Here is a 17,014-nt window from a genome sequence, read left to right as displayed (position 1 = left end):
GCCATCCTGGTGGTCTCGGGAACCGACGGCCCCATGCCCCAGACCCGCGAACACATCCTGCTCTCGCGTCAGGTGGGGGTGCCTTACATCATCGTCTTCCTGAACAAGATCGACATGGTGGACGACCCCGAACTCTTGGATCTGGTGGAGATGGAGATCCGTGACCTCCTGAACCAGTACGAGTTCCCGGGTGACGATACCCCCATCATCCGCGGCTCGGGCCTGAAGGCGCTGGAGCATATGATGGCCAACCCCAAGACCCAGCGGGGCGAGAACGAGTGGGTCGACCGCATCTGGGAGCTCTTGGATGCCATCGACAGCTACATTCCCACCCCCCAGCGGGATGTGGACAAGCCCTTCCTGATGCCGGTGGAAGACGTCTTTACCATTACCGGTCGCGGTACGGTGGCCACGGGCCGTATTGAGCGGGGCCGCATCAAGACCGGTGAGGAAGTGGAGATTGTGGGTCTGCGGGATACCCAGAAGACGGTGGTGACCGGGGTGGAGATGCACCGCAAGACCCTGACCGAAGGGATTGCCGGGGACAACGTGGGCCTGCTGCTGCGCGGGGTGAGCCGTGAAGACGTGGAGCGGGGCCAGGTGCTGGCCAAGCCCGGCAGCGTCACGCCGCACACCAAGTTCGAGGCCTCGGTGTACATCCTGAAGAAGGAAGAGGGTGGACGTCACACCGGCTTCTTCAACAACTACCGTCCGCAGTTCTACTTCCGCACCACCGATGTGACCGGGGTGGTGGAGCTGCCCAAAGGGGTAGAGATGGTGATGCCGGGTGACAACGTCACCTTTACGGTGGAGCTGATCAAGCCCATCGCCATGGAGGAAGGTCTGCGCTTCGCCATCCGTGAAGGCGGTCGCACTGTGGGCGCTGGTGTGGTGGCTAAGATTATCGAGTAAAGTGCTACACTAATGGCTTGCTGGCCCGGTCAGGCGCTTGAAAGTCTGACTGGGCCGGAGGCTGAAAGAGGATCAACATGGCGAGCGACGTACGAATCAAGTTACTCCTGGAGTGCACCGAGTGTAAGCGGCGCAATTACGCGACGGAGAAAAACCGCCGCAATACCACCGCCAAGCTCGAGCTCAAGAAGTTCTGCCCCTGGTGCAATAAGCACCTGCCCCACAAGGAAGTAAAGGTTTAAGGCGGACATATGGCCCAAGAGCAGAATGCTGCCCCCCGGCGCCCGCTTGGTGCGCGGATTATTAACTACTTCCGCGAAGCCCGGGCCGAACTGTCCCGTGTCACCTGGCCTACCCGTCAAGAGGTCATCGAATCCACCCAGGTTATCCTGGTGTTTGCCGTTGTGGCGATGATCGTACTGGGCCTTATTGACACCATCTTCCGCTTCATCACAGTGCGCCTACCCTGAATGCATTGGTGCGAGCTATGAGTATTGAATGGTATGCCGTCCACACCTATGTTGGCCACGAGGAGAAGGTCAAACAGAACCTCGAGCAACGGGTAAAAGCCCTCGGTATGCAGGACAAGATTTTCCAGGTCTTGATTCCAACCGAGGAGGTTGTGGAGCACCGCGAGGGGGGCAAAAAAGAAGTGGTGCGCCGTAAACTCTACCCCGGCTATATCTATGTGCTTGTGGACCTGGGCGATACCCCCGGCGAGGTTAACGAAGCCTGGGAAGTGGTACGCAACACCCCTGGCGTGACAGGCTTTGTGGGCACCGCAACCCATCCAGTACCCCTCACACCAGACGAGGTGCAGCACCTGCTAGAAATCTCCGGATTGGCCGGAAAGAAAGAAGCCCCCAAGCCTCAGGTTACCTTCAAGGAAGGCGACGTGGTGCGGGTTGCTTCAGGCCCCTTCGCCGACTTTACCGGCGTGGTGAGCGAGGTCAACCTCGAGCGCCAGAAAGTCAAGGTGCTGGTGTCCATTTTCGGACGCGAAACCCCAGTCGAGCTGGAGTTTTCGCAGGTCGTTCGCGCATAGCGCAGAAGCTTATTGACAGCGGCTGATTGCTGATAGCAAAATCTAAAGCCCCTGGCTAGTTGCTATCAGCTGTAAGCAAGGCGATACCACCACGAAGTTCGTGGGAGCCACCCCCCACAGAATGTGGGTCAACGCAAAGGAGGAAAAAAAATGAAAAAGATTAATGCTGTGGTCAAGCTGCAGCTTCCGGCCGGTAAGGCCACGCCTGCACCCCCAGTAGGCCCGGCACTGGGTCAACACGGTGCCAACATCATGGAGTTCGTCAAGCAGTTTAACGCGGCCACGGCCAACATGGGCGACGCCATTGTACCCGTGGAGATCACTATCTTCTCCGACCGCTCTTTTAGCTTCATCACCAAAACTCCCCCCGCCTCTTACCTGATTCGCAAAGCTGCCGGTATCGAGAAAGGCTCGGGCAAGAGTGGGCGTGAGAAAGTGGGCAAGCTCACCTGGGAGCAGTGCCTGCAGATTGCCAAGCAAAAGATGCCAGATATGAATGCCGGGGATGTAGAGGCTGCAGCCCGCCAGATTGCAGGTTCGGCTCGCTCCATGGGCGTGGAAGTGACGGGGGTGCCCAATGCCTAAGCATGGAAAGCGCTATCGGGCTTTGCTGGAAAAAGTAGACCTGAATAAGGTTTACTCGGTCGAAGAGGCCGCTGCCCTGATTCCTCAGATTAAAAGCGCCAAGTTTGATGAGACCGTAGAGGTGCACGTTAAGCTGGGCATCGACCCCAAAAAGTCGGATCAAAACGTGCGCTCTACGGTAGCCCTGCCACACGGAACGGGCCGCAGCGTACGCGTGCTGGCGATTGCTAAAGGCGAGAAAATCGCCGAGGCCCAGGCCGCTGGCGCCGACATCGCCGCCGGAGAGGAAATTATCCAGGAAATCCTGGATGGCCGCTCCGACTTCGATGCGGTTGTCGCCACCCCTGACGTAATGGGTGCAGTGGGCTCGAAGCTCGGTCGTATCCTGGGTCCGAAGGGCATGTTGCCCAACCCCAAAGCCGGTACAGTTGGCTTTAACATCGGTGATATGGTGCGCGAAATTAAAGCCGGTCGTATCGAGTTCCGCAACGACAAGACCGGTGTGGTGCATGGCCCTGTGGGCAAGGCCAGCTTTACGCCGGAGCAAATCGCCGAGAATGTACGGGCTTTTATCAAAGCTGTTGAGAGCGCCAAACCCGACAGCGCCAAGGGCACCTACCTGCGCTCGATCTACCTCACCACGACCATGGGGCCCAGCATCAGGGTAAGCACCAGCACGGCGCACCAGTCGTAAAAACCCGCATTCAAAAAAGCTCCCTGTGCGGGAGCTTTTTTTAGAGCCCTCTAGTCCGACATTTATGGGGCACTGCGCCGCAGTGGTTGCAGACACGCTAATATCTTTAGTGAAGCTACTGTGCATCCACTTGAGCAAACCCCCTGTCCCCAACCCCCGAAGGCCTTATGACCCCGACGCACGCTTTAGCCCTAAGCCTCGTTGTGGCGGGAGTAGTACTAGGTCTGAAGTGGCTGGCCTACGCCCTGACTGGTTCGGTAGCTCTATACTCCGATGCGCTGGAGTCCATTGTAAACATTGTGGCCGCTGGAAGCGCACTGATTGCGGTGCTGGTTTCGCGTCGCCCAGCCGATAGCAACCATCCTTACGGGCACACCAAAGCCGAGTACTTCTCGGCTGTACTGGAGGGGGTGTTGATTGTATTGGCGGCTCTAGCCATCGTGCGCGAAGCCTGGCCTCGGCTATTCGCACCGCAACCCATTGGGGGCTTAGACACAGGATTGTTGATCTCCTTGGGGGCTTCGACTATAAACGCCGGGCTGGGATGGTTTTTAATTCGCACTGGACGCAAAGCGCGCTCGCCCGCGGTGGTGGCGGATGGTCAGCACATCCTGGCCGATGTGCTGACCTCGGTCGGTGTGCTATTGGGCATCGGGCTGGCCTGGCTAAGCGGCTGGTGGGTGCTCGACCCCTTGCTGGCTATTGCGGTAGCGTTCAATATCTTGTGGGTTGGCTGGCGGCTGGTGCGCGACTCTGTGGGGGGTCTGATGGACGAATCGGTTTCGGAGGCCGAACTGGCCGACATTCGCAACACGCTCAGCTATACCCTCGAGGGTCTGGCATCCGAAGGCCGGGTACTGGAAATCCACGACCTACGCACCCGACGGGCTGGGCCGCGCACCTTTGTGGAGTTTCACCTGGTGGTACCTGGGCATACCTCGGTGGAGCAGGCCCATCAGATTTGTGACCGGCTCGAGAACGCCTTACAGGCCAGCATGGATGGCGTCACTGCCACCATCCATGTGGAACCCGACCACAAGGCCAAGCATTCAACCTTCAGGATTGGGTAGCGTTCTGGTCGTGTGGCGTAATACCAGATTCGGTTAGTTCGTCACCGAACGGTGACGAACTAACCCGACCGAAGGGAGTGCTCTAGGATTCAAAAAGATAGCCTCTTAGCGCTTTTTGTTTGAAGATTATCTTTTTGAATCCGGTATAAGAAGCCTCTACCCAGACTTCGCTTCTTTATAGCGCTGTGATGTCAGAGCTGCGGTGGGTGTGCCTGATTTAGCGGTTGAAAGCAAAGCAGGCCTGAGCATTTTGGTCGGTAATCTGCTCCATCTGCTCTAGGCTCAGCCCGCGGATTTCGGCCAGTTTGGCCAGGGTAAACCTAACCAGGGCCGGGTGGTTGCGCTGGCCCCGGTAAGGCTCGGGGGGCAAAAAAGGCGCATCGGTTTCGACCATTAGTCGTTCAAGGGGAATTTGCCGGGCTGCCTCTCGCAAGGCTGCATTTTTCTTGTAGGTTAGGGGCCCAGCAAAGCCAAAATAGGCCCCAAGCTCCAGCCCCACATCTATTAGCCTGGGGTGCCCCCCAAAAGCATGAAGAACAACCCTCGAGGGGCGGTTTTGCAGCAACCACTCCGCTATCTCTTGTTCTGCCCGATCGCTTTCCTTGCTACGCACGTGAAAAATAAGCGGCAAACCCAGCGACACTGCGAGCTGATGCTGAAAGTCCAGCGCCCGGTACTGGGCCTGGCGGGTCTCGGGTGTCCAGTAAAAGTCCAGCCCGGTTTCGCCAATGGCACGTACCCTCGGGTGCTGGGCCAGATACTTCAGGTCGGCCTCCAGCTCAGGTGAAAGCAGCGGGGCTTCGGTAGGGTGTAGACCCACGGCTGCCCAGATATGGGGGTGCGCTTCCGCTAAGGCCAGTGCATTGCGGTTGCGCACTGGGTTTGTGCCGATGGTTAGGATGGCTTTAAACTCCCTCGAGGCCTGAATAGCAGCCTGGGTCTCTTCGGGTTCCATATAGTCGAGGTGGCAATGGGTATCGGTCATGCTAAATCCCACCGAGCCCCAGTTTACGCCCCAGACTACAACCCAAATAGCCATCGCGTGCATACACTAGCCCTATGCGCTACTGGCTCATGGTACTTTTGCTAGCCCTGGCTGGCTGTCTACCCTCACTGCAAGCCGTAGACCCCGACCGCCTGCCCACCCCCGACAACTGGGGGCCCAACAATGCTCCTTTGGAGTGGTGGTATGTGTCTGGCTACCTACCCGAGGAAGGGCTGGCCTTTCACTGGGCGCTGTTCAAAGCCTACGCGCCACAAAACTGGCAGATTGGCTTTATTAACCCGGCCATCTTTTTTCCTGGCCCATACCACGCCTCGCACATCGCCGTTACCGATCTTCGTGCCAACCAAAAGTTCTTCGAAGAGCGCTTCGACTTCCGCACCGACCGCCCCCGCGGCGATGCGGTGGTGCTGTTTCCACCTTTGCGTATCGAGCAGGGCGACTGGAAGCTAATCCAGGATGGCAGCAGCTATCAGCTTTCCGCAGGCCCCATCCAGGTGCGCCTGACCCCACTCAAGCCCGCCGTGGTACACCCGCCAGGGTACTCGGGCACCGCCGAAACCGGACGAATGTACTACGTGTCTTTTACCCGCCTGGCCCTGGAAGGCGTCATCGCCGGGCGGCCAGTGCGGGGCGAGGCCTGGATGGATCACCAGTGGGGCGATCAGATCGGAAGCCAGGGCGGTAGCTCCCCGGCCTTGGGGGCGCTCTGGGACTGGTTTGGGCTGCACCTTTCCAATGGGGTAGACCTGATGCTTTATCGCGTTAAAAATGCCAGAGGCGAGGTTGTACAGCTCGCAGCCACAGCCATTGACCCCCAGGGTCAGGTTCGAGAACTCAAAAACCTGCAGATGACACCACTCGAGAGCTGGACTTCACCCAGTGGGCGCAACTATCACCTTGTATGGCAGGTCGAGGCCGAGGGGTTAAGTCTTCGCCTCGAGCCCTTGCGCAAAGACCAGGAGCTCCTGACCTCCTCCACCCGCGTGGCCTACTGGGAAGGCCCGGTGGTGGGCAGTGGAACCTGGCAAGGGCAAGGCGTTTTGGCTAAGGGTATGGGTGAGTTTGTGGCCGGCCCCTACAATCCTCCGGGTAGCACTGGCCTCTTCCCTGCACAGGGGCGATAGAAAGAAAAAACCCCAGCCGCAGGGCTGGGGTTTTGCATAGGGGCAAGGTTACTTGAGTTCGACCTTGGCGCCCGCATCCTCGAGCTGCTTCTTGATCTTCTCGGCTTCCTCTTTGGAAACGCCTTCCTTGACCACACCGCCCTGCTCGGCCAGGTCTTTGGCTTCTTTGAGGCCCAGACCCGTAATGGCGCGGAGTTCCTTAATGACGTTGAGCTTCTGGGCGCCAGCGTCTTTGAGCACCACATCAAACTCGGTCTTCTCTTCGACAGCAGGTGCAGCAGCAGCGGCAACACCGGGCATGGCCACGGCCACCGGAGCAGCAGCGGTTACGCCCCACTCTTCTTTGAGTTCGTCGATAAGTTGCTTGAGTTCCAGCACGGTTGCGCCAGAAAGTTGAGCCTTGATAGCAGCGATATCCAGAGCCATTCTTTTCCTCCTACTTGGCCTAAGCGGCCTCTAGTTTCTGAACCTGGGCATCCAAGATGCCGACGAATTCCTGGGCCTTTGCCCCCAGCACACCCACGAAGTTGGACATGGTAGCCGACAGCACTCCAACGAGTTCGGCCTGCAGTTCCTTCTGGCTGGGAAGGTCGGCCAGGACCTCCACCTGTTGGCCGGTAAGGGCCTGTCCCGAGAGCACGCCCGCCTTAAGAGCAGGAATGCCTTTATCGTTCGTCTTGGCGAACTCCTTAAGGGCCTTGGCAACAGCGGCGGGGTCAGAGAAGACCACCACCGCCGAGGGGCCACTGAGGCCCTCGATTTCCGGCAGCCCCAGGTCGCTCATGGCTTTGCGGATGAGGGTATTTTTGGCAACGATAATCTCGCCGCCTTTCTCCCGCACCACTTTGCGCAGCTTCCCGGTGGGACCTGCCCCCAACCCTTGGTAGTTCACCAAGAAGAACGAGCCTGCCGCTCCTTTCAGGGTAGCGGTGAGCGCCTCGAGGTTTTCGATGTTGCGCTTGCTAGGCAAAGTTCCTCCTGGTTGGGGCTTGCAACGCGGCGTCTGGCGACAGACAACCCACATCAACCCCAGCTTGATTTGGGACTAGGGAATTCCCAACGCTTTACCACGAAAACGCTTCCCTACGAGCGCCTCGGCGACATGATTAAGGCCTTTTAGCCCGTCGCTGTCTTTGGCTGCCTTCACGGTCGATTGCGCGACCGGGGAAGGACACCAAGCAGGAAGTATACAAAAGAACCTGGCCTATTACAAGGTGGTTTTTGCGGTTTGGCGGCGCCAGGCATTGAAGCTTTGCCAGGCTGATAGAATGGGGCCCAATGAACGACGTCTGGGATATGTTGAGCGAGCCTTTTTCACCCGAAGAACTGCAGTGGCGGGTGGAAGCCTTATCTAAAGACAAGCGAAGGGCCCTGGTAGCTCCTTATGTAAGCCACAAAGCCGTGCTGGATCGGCTTGACGAGGTGGTGGGGGTACAGGGCTGGCAAGATAGCTACGAGGTGCTTCAGGCCCCGGCCCAGCCTGCTGGTCTTTATGCCGTAAAGTGCAGGCTGACCATCATGGACATTTGCAAAGAGGATGTGGGCGAGGGGGACAGCCTCAAAGCTGCTTTTGCCGAAGCGCTTGTGCGAGCGGCGGTTAAGTTTGGCGTGGGCCGCTTCCTGGTTGGGCTCGAGCAGCAGTGGGTCGACTACGACCCCGCCAGTGGAAAGTTCGGCCCACCCAACCTCGCTGGTGTGGCCGATGGCTATAGCAAGCCCACCCTCGAGGCCACCCTCGAGGCCCAGCCTCAACAAGGCCCCGTAAGTCCCCCCACTGCCAGCGAAGCCAAGCCTGAACCACAAGAGCTTATAGACCGCTTGATCGAGCGCCTTAAGCATGCGGGTCTGGGTAAGCAAGCTGCGCTCATCGTGATGAAATATGGGGGGTATGGCAAACACCCCGAGGAAACCCGTAAACTTTACGGCGAGCTTCGGGCTTTGCTGAAAGGTCAGGCCTCTTGAGCTAAGGGTAACTGTGATCAAGGTTATTGCGATTGGAGACTTGCACGCCGATTTTCCTAAGCTGTGGCGGGCTTTGAGGAATTCCTACGCCGTGGGAGAGGACTGGCTGCCTTCCGACCCCCTGCGGCGCGGTACCTACCGCGTGGTTTTGATGGGCGACCTGGTACATCCGAAGCTCCTGGCCGACTACCGCCGCCTGACCGGCCTGGAAGACTACGACCCCCACAACCCGGATCACCTGCGCATGGCGGCTAAGGCACAGATTCGCGAATTGATGCGCATCAAGCGTTTTCAGGAAGCTGCTCCGGAACACATCACCATCCTGATGGGTAATCACGACTATGCCGCTATTTCAGGCGATATGGTGCTGGGCAACGCCCACCTCGAGCACAAAGAGTTCCACCCCGAGCTGGGCGGGGTAGAGCTGCCCGAAGAGATAAAAAACTGGATACAAACTTTTCCCACTCAGATCAATCTCTATGGGGTCAATTTTGCCCACGTGGGGCCGGTGCCCTGGCTACAAACCTACGATGAAATGTTTTACAACGGGCGTGAAGCCAAGGAGTGGTGGCTCAGCAATGCCGACTATGTCGAGCGAATGGGTTACCGCTTTGGCGTATACGGGCACACCGTGATGAAAAACGGCATTCTGATCAAGGATAAGCTGGCCCTGATCGACGCGCTCGACCATAACCAGTACCTGGAACTTATTCTTGATGAGAACAGACTGGACTGGGAAATAGTAGAGATTCCTCCCGTAGGAGCAAGCTTCTTTTAGCCAGCTAGCAAATGGCAGAATTACCCGCATGAACAGACATACATTACATCTCCCTACCATCCACCGCACCTGTCCTGCTTTACCCAAACCGTGAACCTCACATCGCCCAAGGTTGTTCGGGAACTGCTGGGTCGCTATGGCCTGAGCGCAGATAAGCGATTCGGGCAGAACTTCCTGGTCGAGCGGGGCTATTTGCAGAAAATTGTCGAAGCGGTAGGGCTGCAGCCTGGCGACACTGTTTATGAGGTGGGGCCTGGACTGGGAACCCTAACCAGGGCTTTAGCAGAGGCTGGCGCAAAGGTAATCAGCATCGAGATGGATCGCCGGCTCGAGGCCGTCTACGCCGAAACCCTGGCCGGCTTGCCGGTACAGATCATCTGGGGTGATGCGCTTGTTTTTGACTGGGCCAGCCTGCCCGCGCAGAGCTTGTTTGCCGGCAACCTGCCCTACAACATTGCCACGCCACTTATAACCAGGCTCTTGCTTTCGGGTCGGTTTCGGCGGATTGTTGCGCTGGTGCAAAAAGAGGTGGCGCTGCGCATGACCGCCCGGCCCGCCACGCCCGAGTACGGTTTGCTTTCGCTAAGGGTGCAGTACCACGCCCTGGCCCGGCGGATTGTGGATGTGCCCCCGGGCGCTTTCTTTCCCCCACCCAAGGTAACGAGCTCTGTAGTCTGTTTGGAACCCAACGACAAGCCCGACCATCCAGCCCTCTTTCGCTTAGCCGAAGCTGCTTTTGCCCAACGCCGCAAAACCCTGGTGAATGCCCTAAAAGCCGCCGGCTATGCGCCAGAAAGGGTGGCAAACGCGCTGGAAGAGCTTGGCCTTCCCTTGACTGTGCGTGGCGAGGCCCTCAGTTTGCAGCAGTTTGAACAGCTGGCAGATCGCATGGGGTAGCCTCGGCTTGTTAGAGATTTCTCATGGGTCTGGGGTAGCCTACTACACATCAGTTCAGGATGCCGGTAGACTGTGGTAAATCCTGTAAGTAGGGAGATAAGGCTGGGAGGCCGGAATGCGATTTTTTGTCGTAGGAGATGTATCGGTTGACCTCATCTACTTTCTCGAGCGAATCCCCGAGCCAGGCGAGGAAATTCCCGCTCAGCGCGCCGTGATGAAGCCTGGAGGCGCAGGAGGCACCCTAGCGGCCCACCTGGCCAGCTTGGACAATAAGGTGTACCTGGCCAGCCGGGTGGGGGATGACCCCTTCCGCAGCGTGGCCCTATCGCAGCTCGAAAAAGTTAAGGTTGACCTCAAATATCTACAGGTAGACCCGGAGCAAACCACCTCTTCGATTCTGATTCTGCTGGTTCCGGGCGGTGAACGCTCCATGATTTCTGCTGGAGGCGCCAGCCGCTTCCTGGATGCAGCCGAGTTTAAGCCCAAAATGCTAGACCAGGTGGACGCAGTTGTTTTTTCTGCCTACGCCTTTGTGGGCGGGCCCCAGCGGCAATACGCTATCAACGCCCTGGACGCAGCCCGTAAGCGCGAGTTGCCCATCTTTGCCGACCTGGGCACTGGCGCAGTGCGCGCTGCTGGAAAAGAGCTACTGGATATCCTGCGCGGGGTTCCCTATCTGCTGATGAACCAAGTGGAACTACAGGCGCTGACGGGTACTTCCTCCATAAGCGATGGGGTTGCTGAGTTAAAGGGCTGGGGCCACGAAACGGTAGTGGTAAAGGTTGGGGCGATGGGCTCCATCGTGATTACACCAACCCGCCAGGAACTGATAGAACCCTATCCCCTAGAGGAAGTGGTAGATACCACCGGCTCCGGCGATGCCTTCACAGCCACCTTCGCCCACGCCATCCTGCAAGGCAAGGATCCCTTCGTCGCCGCCCGTCTGGGGAATCTGGCCGGCTCGCTGGCAGCCACGGCAATTGGCGGACAGGGACGGCTGATTACTGAGGAAGACCTTTTGCAGGCCCGGTAGGCTTACTCATACCGAATTTGGGTGAGCAGCCACCGCTGTAGAGAACAGTTCACCTCGAGCGAAGGGGCGATCCCTCTCAGGGCGGATCAGTAGCGCGGCTGCTCACCTGGAAGTGCACCAGGCTTTACAGGGATGTACCTCATTGCAGAGCTCGAAGCCGGTATAACGGCTAAAAAACGATGGTGTTCCACCTTGTCCCTAACGCAACGATTCAGGCGGGGTTCATCCTACAGCCCGCAAACCAAATACTGCCGAATGGCCTCGAGCAACAAAAGCCCCACCCTGCCGCTTTTTTCCGGGTGGAACTGTGGGGCCACCATGTTGTCCCGCGCGTAGAGTGCAGTGAAGCGGGTTCCGCCATATTCGGTGATGCCAATGCTCCCCTCCACCAGGGGGGCAAAGTAGGAGTGCACAAAATAGAAATAGCGGCCCGACAGGTGCTCGAAGTGGGCGCTGTATTCCACCGTGTTCCAACCCACCTGCGGCACCCGCGCGGCCTGGAAGCGGGCCAGCCGGCCCCGCACCAGCCCCAGCCCGGCGGTTTCGGGCGCTTCCTCGGAGCCTTCGAACAGGATCTGCATCCCCACGCAAATGCCCAAAAAAGGCTTGCCCATCGCAATGTGCTGGCGCACCCCCTCCTCGAATCCCGAGGCCTGGAAGGAGCGCATGACCTGCCCAAAGTGGCCCTGTCCCGGCAACACCAGCAAGTCGTGTTTTGCTACCTGACGGGGGTCGTCCGAGACCGTGACCCGGTAGCCCGTGGCTTGCAGGGCCTTGGCGGCGCTGTGCAGGTTGCCCGAGCCGTAGTCGATCAAGAGGGTTTTCATGGCGCTACAGCACTTCCTTGGTGCTGGGCAGGTCGGGCCGGGTCAGGCGGGTGGCCTGGTAGAGGGCCCGGGCCAGGGCCTTGAAGGTGGCCTCGAGCACATGGTGGGCTTCGCGCCCCGCCAAGACCCGCACGTGCAGGGTCAGGCCAGCTTGGTTGCAAAGCCCCCGCAAAAACTCGCGCAGGTGATAGGCATTCAGACCCCCGGCGCTCCCTTCAATGCTCAGCTCTTCGGGCACAAAGGCCAGGTGGCTGCGCCCGGACAGATCCAGCACCACCTGCACCAGGGTTTCGTCCATGGGCACGGTGGCCTCGCCGTAGCGCTCGAGGCCCCTACCCTCCCCCACCGCCTGCCGCAGGGCCATACCCAGCACGATGCCCACGTCTTCCACCAGGTGGTGCACATCCACGGCCAGGTCGCCCTTGGCTTCGATGCTCAAGCCAAACCGCCCGTGCCGCTCTAGGGCCACCAGCATGTGATCGAGAAACCCCAGGCCGGTCGAGATCTGCCCACCCGGCGCAGCATCAAGGCTCAGGCTCAGTTTGATCTGGGTCTCGGCGGTGTTGCGCTCGATGAAGGCGCTACGCATGGGGCACCTCGGTCAAGGCGAAGGCAGCCTGCAAAAAACGCTGGTTTTCCTGGGGCGTACCCAGCGAGACCCGGATGCAGCCTTCCAGGCCAGGATAGTGGTCCTGCCGCCGCACCAGGATGCCCTGTCGCAGCAGCCCGCTGTAGGCGGCGGCGGCGTCGGGGGTGCGGATGAGCAGGAAGTTGGTCTGGCTCGGATACACCTGCCAGGTGGGGTGCTGCTGCAGCGCCCGGAACAGCTTTTCCCGCTCGGCCAGCAGGCTTTGCACAATCCCCTGCACGTAGCCGGGTGCCTCCAGCACCGTGAGCAAAATCTGGGCGGTGTGGGCCGGCAGGCCAAAGGGTGGAACGAAGTTCTGCACCACGCTGGCCACCTCCGGCGAGGCCAGCAGGTAGCCCGCCCGGATACCCCCCAGCCCCCAGGCTTTGGAGAAGGTGCGCAGGATGGCTACGTTGGGGTTGGCTCGAGCCAGCGGCGAATAATCCGTGCCCGAAAACTGGTGGTAGGCTTCGTCTAAGACCAGCAACCAGCCCGTTTGCGCGGCCTTTTCGGCCAGAAGGCGAAGGTCTTCTTCGGCAAAAAGCCGGGCCGTGGGCGCGTGGGGGTTGGGCAGAAACAGCACCCCTGGCTCGGCCTCCATGGCCTTTAGCAAAGCCCCGGTCGGTAGGTCAAAGCCAGGGCCCAGGGAAATGGCCCGATAAGGTGTGTCCGCCAGTTTTGCACTGAGCGCGTAGTGAGGGAAAGAAGGCGCAGTATCCAGCACCTGCCCCGCCGCCAGGGCCAGGGCTTGAATGAGCAGGTTGGAGCCCGGAGAAACCACCAGCCCTTCCATGGGCCAGCCCAGATGCGCCGATAGCCTTTCCCGCACATCCTCGGCGTGCAAATGGGGATACCGATTGAATTGTAGGTTTTGCAAACGCTCTAAAACCCGCTGCTTGAGCTCGGCAGGTAGGTCGTAGGGGCTTTCGTTCTGATCGAGCTTGATGGGCGCTTCTACCTTTTTGTAAGGGTAGCTGGGCAGTCCCTGTAGGTGGGGCTTAAAGGCCTTCACTCCCCGATTGTCGGCAGTAGCGGGCCGTGCGTCAAGGGTAGCGGCGCAAAGGATAAAACTGTAGATGCAAAAACCCCAGGCAAGTCCCCCAACCGTGAACCCCGCACCAATGCAGGCGTAGCAGGTTCATTAGGCTAAGGCCATGCGAATCGGAATGGTGTGTTATCCAGGCCTGGGGGGCAGCGGGATTGTGGCCTCGGAGCTGGCCGATCGGCTGACCCAGAGGGGTCATACGGTTTATCTGTTTGCCACCGAGCTTCCCATGCGCCTGCCCGCAGGGAGTCCGGTGCGGTTTGTACCGGTGGAGGTGCCTAATTATCCGGTATTTCCGGCCCCTCTTTACACCCTGGCCCTGGCGGGGGCGCTCGAGCGGGCCATTCGTGAAGAACACCTGGAAATACTCCACACCCACTACGCCATCCCCCACGCTGTAGCCGCCGAGCTGGCCGCGGAAGGCCGCATTCCCCTGGTGCACACCCTGCACGGCACCGACGTAACCCTCCTGGGCATAGACCCGGCCTATCAGGCCCTGACCGCCAGAGCCCTGCAAAAAGCTGCTGCCGTAACGGCGGTCTCGCATAGCCTGGCCCAGCAGGCTCAGCGCATCTTTGGGGTAAGCCCGCAGGTCATCTACAACGCCGTAGATACCCAACGCTTTCGACCCAACCCCCAGGCCAAACGCTTCTATGCAGCCCAGGACGAGTTTCTGCTGGTACACGCCTCTAACTTTCGCGCGGTCAAGCGGGTGGGCGACATCGTGCATGTATTCGCCAAAGTCCGCCAGAAGGTAAGGGCCCGGCTGGTTCTGGTGGGCAGCGGGCCGGAGCGGGCCGAGGCCCTCTCGATTGCCCATAACCTGGGGGTAGACGACAGCGTAACCTCGCTCGCTACGGCCAAAAACCCCGAAGAGGTCATCGGTGCGGCGGATGTGTTCTTACTGGCCTCGGAGTACGAAGGGTTCGGCCAGTCGGGCCTCGAGGCCCTGGCCTGTGGAGTTCCGGTAGTAGCGACCCGGGTTGGCGGTATTCCCGAATGGCTCACCCCGGAAGTAGGCCGCCTGGTAGAGTTTGGCGACCTCGAGGCCTTTGCACAAGCAGTAGTAGAACTGCTTACATCCCCCAACCTAGCCCAGATGCGCGAGGCGGCCCGTAACTATGCCCAGGCCCATTTCAACCCCGACCACATTACCCATCAGTATGAGCAGGTTTACCGGCTGGCTATAAAAAACAAAACCTTCGAGCCAGAATCCTCGGTTTGATGACCTCCAGGTTCTCCCAGATTTGGCCTTACAAACGCCTTTCACATCCCTGGTGTAGGCTTATCACCAAACGGTGTGCTGGCCTGGCACCAAACAAGGAGGTTGGTATGCTGGAAGGGTTCAAAAAGTTCATCATGCGTGGAAATGTGCTCGACCTGGCGGTGGGTGTGATTATTGGGGGCGCCTTCGGGGCCATTGTTAACTCACTAGTTGCGGACATCATCACCCCTTTAATTGGCATGATTTTTGGTGCACCCGACTTCTCGGCCCTCAAGCTGGGGGCGCTGAACATCGGCAAGTTTATCAATGCCGTGGTGAGCTTTCTGATGGTGGCCTTCGCCCTGTATTTCTTTGTGGTCACGCCCATGAACAAGCTGCAGGAGATGTCCAAAAGAAAAGAGCCCGAGGCTCCTGCGGCCCCACCCGAGGAAGTTGTCCTGTTGCGCGAAATCCGCGATGCACTGAAGAAATAAAGCTGTTGCCAGCACGCACAATACCGAGCTTGGTGACTGCTCGCCCCGATCGAAGGAAGTGTGCTGGGCTTCACCTGGGCACTGCAGTTCTGTCAAACACCCGTCTCGTTGGCGGGTGTTTTTTGGGGTGATTATTAGCAAACGCCGTTGGGCCTGCCAAAGCTCTTGGGCGCCATGCAGCCTTTCTCAAACTATAACTGAGTAATATATTCCTGCTTAGCGGCCCAGAAGGGCCGGTATGGAGCGGAGTAGCCTAAGGTAGGCTAGACTCTTGTTTGGGAGTTGGGTTGTTGAGAGGTTTAATGGCAAGCCACATTCATTTATATAGCCTCGAGGGTGGTAGGTCGTGAGCGATACCTTATTGCGTCGGGGTTTGTTGGCGGGGCTACTGCTGCTGGGCATACTTCTGGCAACCATCACCCGCCAATCGGCCCCCAGCCTGCCGGGGGAGTTTGCTGCGAGCATTGCACCTTTGTTTGGTTTTTCCTTTCGCCTGGGCCAGAATACCAGGGCTAGCCTGGCTGCCATCTTTGACCGGCGTGACCTGCGGGCGGAGCAGCGGCGCATGCAGGCAGAGTTGCAGCTATTGCGACAAGAAAACCAGCGCTTAACCCTGGAAAACCGTCGTCTACAGGCCACCTTGCGGGTACAGGCGGTTCAGGGCCTGGGGGTAGTTGCAGTGGCGCCGGTCATTGACGACGACCCCTCGGGGCTGTACCGGCGGCTTTTCTTGGGGGCTGGTGCGGCCCAGGGGCTGCGGGTGGGAATGCCTGTAACCTCTGCCAATGGGCTGGTAGGCGTTATTACCGAGGTTACGGCCAACAACGCTGTTGTACGAACCATCCTCGACCCCGAGTCGAGGGTGGGGGTTCGCCTGGCAGGCGCACCAGGTCGGGGTATTGCCTATGGCGCTCCACCGCGAATGCTGCGGGTTGAAATTGCACCCGAAGCCAGTGTCAAGCCCGGCGATAAGGTGGTTTCGGGCGCCCTGCAGGGGCTCTACCCTGCCGGTATTACGGTAGGCACGGTCGAGCAGGTGCTCCCTGTATCACCAGGAGCTTTGAAAAAGGTTTTGCTGGTACGGCCGGCTGTGCAGCTCTCGCTGTTGGAGGAAGTGCAGGTACTAAGGCCGCTATGATTTCAGGTTGGCAAAAGCTCATATCCTTGCAAAGCCCCCTGTGCCTTTCTGCCACATCCGGTTTTTTATCATGCTGAACATCCCTACCCACCTATGCGACTGATTCTGCTTATCGTTTTGGCGTTTATACTCCAGGGTTTTTCATCCGGGCTGTTGGGTGACACCATCCCGCCACCCGATCTAATTTATCTGGCTACCTTGCTGGTGGTCGCTTCTTTATCGCCTTTTTTTGGCTTGCCCCTGGCCTTCTCGATAGGGCTACTGCAAGACCTGCTCTCGGCCGGATACCCTGGGCTACATGCGGTGGGGCTGTTGCTGGCCGCGTACGCATACTACCGACTTTCGCGCCTGGTGCACTGGGACGAGCTAGCCGGGCAAATGGTTATTCTGGGGGGAAGCTTTGTGGCCAAGTGGCTCGGGATCATGCTGGTGGCCCTCTGGCTACGACTGGGCCAGTTCAACCCTCTCACCCTCTGGTCGGTTATGGTACCGGAGATGCTGCTGACCCTACTGATTGCCCCCCTGGCATTTGGGCTATATCGGCAACTTTATGCAGGTCGCAGCAAATAGGA

The 17,014-nt window shown here is 59.0% G+C and carries 22 protein-coding genes; 16 read left to right on the top strand and 6 right to left on the bottom strand.

What is annotated here, in order from left to right:
• The 7 genes from tuf to Q355_RS0107260 form a co-directional block, all read left to right on the top strand.
• A partial coding sequence (tuf, locus tag Q355_RS0107290) for an elongation factor Tu (RefSeq protein ID WP_027876114.1) occupies positions 1-912 on the top strand: 912 nt, incomplete at its 5' end.
• 77 nt (positions 913-989) lie between these two features.
• Positions 990-1,154 carry a 50S ribosomal protein L33 gene (gene rpmG, locus Q355_RS16425; RefSeq protein ID WP_013013465.1) on the top strand — a complete coding sequence of 55 codons (165 nt, stop codon included), beginning with the start codon at positions 990-992 and terminating at the stop codon, positions 1,152-1,154.
• Between the two features lie 9 nt (positions 1,155-1,163).
• Positions 1,164-1,382, top strand: coding sequence for a preprotein translocase subunit SecE (gene secE, locus Q355_RS0107280; protein WP_051529348.1), 219 nt, complete (start codon positions 1,164-1,166; stop codon positions 1,380-1,382).
• A 17-nt stretch (positions 1,383-1,399) separates the two neighbouring features.
• Positions 1,400-1,957 carry a transcription termination/antitermination protein NusG gene (gene nusG / locus Q355_RS0107275; RefSeq protein ID WP_027877191.1) on the top strand — a complete coding sequence of 186 codons (558 nt, stop codon included), beginning with the start codon at positions 1,400-1,402 and terminating at the stop codon, positions 1,955-1,957.
• A 150-nt stretch (positions 1,958-2,107) separates the two neighbouring features.
• Positions 2,108-2,542, top strand: a complete 435-nt coding sequence (gene rplK / locus Q355_RS0107270; protein ID WP_027877190.1) for a 50S ribosomal protein L11 — start codon at positions 2,108-2,110, stop codon at positions 2,540-2,542.
• Positions 2,535-3,236 (top strand): 50S ribosomal protein L1, encoded by a 702-nt coding sequence (gene rplA, locus Q355_RS0107265; protein ID WP_027877189.1) that lies wholly within the window; start codon positions 2,535-2,537, stop codon positions 3,234-3,236. Before rplK ends, rplA begins: the two co-directional genes overlap by 8 nt.
• Positions 3,237-3,403: 167 nt before the next feature.
• Positions 3,404-4,306, top strand: a complete 903-nt coding sequence (locus Q355_RS0107260; RefSeq protein ID WP_027877188.1) for a cation diffusion facilitator family transporter — start codon at positions 3,404-3,406, stop codon at positions 4,304-4,306.
• 217 nt (positions 4,307-4,523) lie between these two features.
• Here Q355_RS0107260 and Q355_RS0107255 read toward each other — a convergent pair whose 3' ends face one another.
• Complete coding sequence (locus Q355_RS0107255) at positions 4,524-5,291, bottom strand: TatD family hydrolase (protein WP_027877187.1); 768 nt, start codon at positions 5,289-5,291, stop codon at positions 4,524-4,526.
• A gap of 74 nt (positions 5,292-5,365) precedes the next feature.
• Here Q355_RS0107255 and Q355_RS0107250 point away from each other — a divergent pair, with 74 nt between their 5' ends.
• Positions 5,366-6,436 (top strand): lipocalin family protein, encoded by a 1,071-nt coding sequence (locus Q355_RS0107250; RefSeq protein ID WP_027877186.1) that lies wholly within the window; start codon positions 5,366-5,368, stop codon positions 6,434-6,436.
• Between the two features lie 48 nt (positions 6,437-6,484).
• On the opposite strand, the gene rplL is transcribed toward Q355_RS0107250, so the two are convergent.
• Together rplL and rplJ are read right to left on the bottom strand one after the other, a co-directional pair.
• Entirely contained in the window at positions 6,485-6,862 is a 378-nt protein-coding gene (gene rplL, locus Q355_RS0107245; protein WP_027877185.1) for a 50S ribosomal protein L7/L12, read from the bottom strand.
• A gap of 19 nt (positions 6,863-6,881) precedes the next feature.
• Positions 6,882-7,406, bottom strand: coding sequence for a 50S ribosomal protein L10 (rplJ, locus tag Q355_RS0107240; protein WP_027877184.1), 525 nt, complete (start codon positions 7,404-7,406; stop codon positions 6,882-6,884).
• Between the two features lie 308 nt (positions 7,407-7,714).
• Here rplJ and Q355_RS0107235 point away from each other — a divergent pair, with 308 nt between their 5' ends.
• From Q355_RS0107235 to Q355_RS0107220, 4 genes are all read left to right on the top strand, one after another.
• A complete protein-coding gene (locus Q355_RS0107235; protein WP_027877183.1) occupies positions 7,715-8,398 on the top strand; it encodes a Rad52/Rad22 family DNA repair protein in 684 nt (227 codons plus the stop codon).
• A 16-nt stretch (positions 8,399-8,414) separates the two neighbouring features.
• Positions 8,415-9,176 carry a metallophosphoesterase gene (locus tag Q355_RS0107230; protein ID WP_027877182.1) on the top strand — a complete coding sequence of 254 codons (762 nt, stop codon included), beginning with the start codon at positions 8,415-8,417 and terminating at the stop codon, positions 9,174-9,176.
• A gap of 90 nt (positions 9,177-9,266) precedes the next feature.
• Positions 9,267-10,073 carry a 16S rRNA (adenine(1518)-N(6)/adenine(1519)-N(6))-dimethyltransferase RsmA gene (gene rsmA / locus Q355_RS0107225; protein ID WP_027877181.1) on the top strand — a complete coding sequence of 269 codons (807 nt, stop codon included), beginning with the start codon at positions 9,267-9,269 and terminating at the stop codon, positions 10,071-10,073.
• 115 nt (positions 10,074-10,188) lie between these two features.
• Positions 10,189-11,106: a carbohydrate kinase family protein gene (locus Q355_RS0107220; protein ID WP_027877180.1), complete on the top strand. Its 918-nt coding sequence runs from the start codon at positions 10,189-10,191 to the stop codon at positions 11,104-11,106.
• 227 nt (positions 11,107-11,333) lie between these two features.
• Here the strand turns inward: Q355_RS0107220 and hisH are convergent, their stop codons facing one another.
• Genes hisH through Q355_RS0107205 form a run of 3 tightly spaced genes read right to left on the bottom strand, consistent with a single transcriptional unit; the run spans position 11,334 to position 13,573 of the window.
• Entirely contained in the window at positions 11,334-11,933 is a 600-nt protein-coding gene (hisH, locus tag Q355_RS0107215) for an imidazole glycerol phosphate synthase subunit HisH (RefSeq protein WP_027877179.1), read from the bottom strand.
• Between the two features lie 4 nt (positions 11,934-11,937).
• On the bottom strand, positions 11,938-12,522 hold the full coding sequence (hisB, locus tag Q355_RS0107210; protein ID WP_027877178.1) for an imidazoleglycerol-phosphate dehydratase HisB: 585 nt from the start codon (positions 12,520-12,522) through the stop codon (positions 11,938-11,940).
• Complete coding sequence (locus tag Q355_RS0107205) at positions 12,515-13,573, bottom strand: pyridoxal phosphate-dependent aminotransferase (RefSeq protein ID WP_027877177.1); 1,059 nt, start codon at positions 13,571-13,573, stop codon at positions 12,515-12,517. The genes hisB and Q355_RS0107205 overlap by 8 nt, the downstream gene beginning before the upstream one ends.
• 142 nt (positions 13,574-13,715) lie before the next feature.
• On the opposite strand from Q355_RS0107205, the gene bshA reads away from it, so the two are divergent.
• The 4 genes from bshA to mreD all read left to right on the top strand — a co-directional run bounded on the left by bshA (position 13,716) and on the right by mreD (position 17,012).
• Entirely contained in the window at positions 13,716-14,831 is a 1,116-nt protein-coding gene (bshA, locus tag Q355_RS15560; RefSeq protein WP_051529347.1) for an N-acetyl-alpha-D-glucosaminyl L-malate synthase BshA, read from the top strand.
• Between the two features lie 107 nt (positions 14,832-14,938).
• Complete coding sequence (gene mscL / locus Q355_RS0107195) at positions 14,939-15,304, top strand: large conductance mechanosensitive channel protein MscL (protein ID WP_027877176.1); 366 nt, start codon at positions 14,939-14,941, stop codon at positions 15,302-15,304.
• A gap of 346 nt (positions 15,305-15,650) precedes the next feature.
• On the top strand, positions 15,651-16,442 hold the full coding sequence (mreC, locus tag Q355_RS0107190; protein ID WP_027877175.1) for a rod shape-determining protein MreC: 792 nt from the start codon (positions 15,651-15,653) through the stop codon (positions 16,440-16,442).
• A 93-nt stretch (positions 16,443-16,535) separates the two neighbouring features.
• Positions 16,536-17,012 (top strand): rod shape-determining protein MreD, encoded by a 477-nt coding sequence (mreD, locus tag Q355_RS0107185; RefSeq protein WP_027877174.1) that lies wholly within the window; start codon positions 16,536-16,538, stop codon positions 17,010-17,012.
• Positions 17,013-17,014 lie beyond the last annotated feature (2 nt).

Source organism: Meiothermus cerbereus DSM 11376, from assembly GCF_000620065.1.
GTDB classification, from domain to species: Bacteria; Deinococcota; Deinococci; order Deinococcales; family Thermaceae; genus Meiothermus; species Meiothermus cerbereus.
Note: the sequence above shows the minus strand (reverse complement) of the source record. Positions and strands in the feature narration are given on the sequence as shown.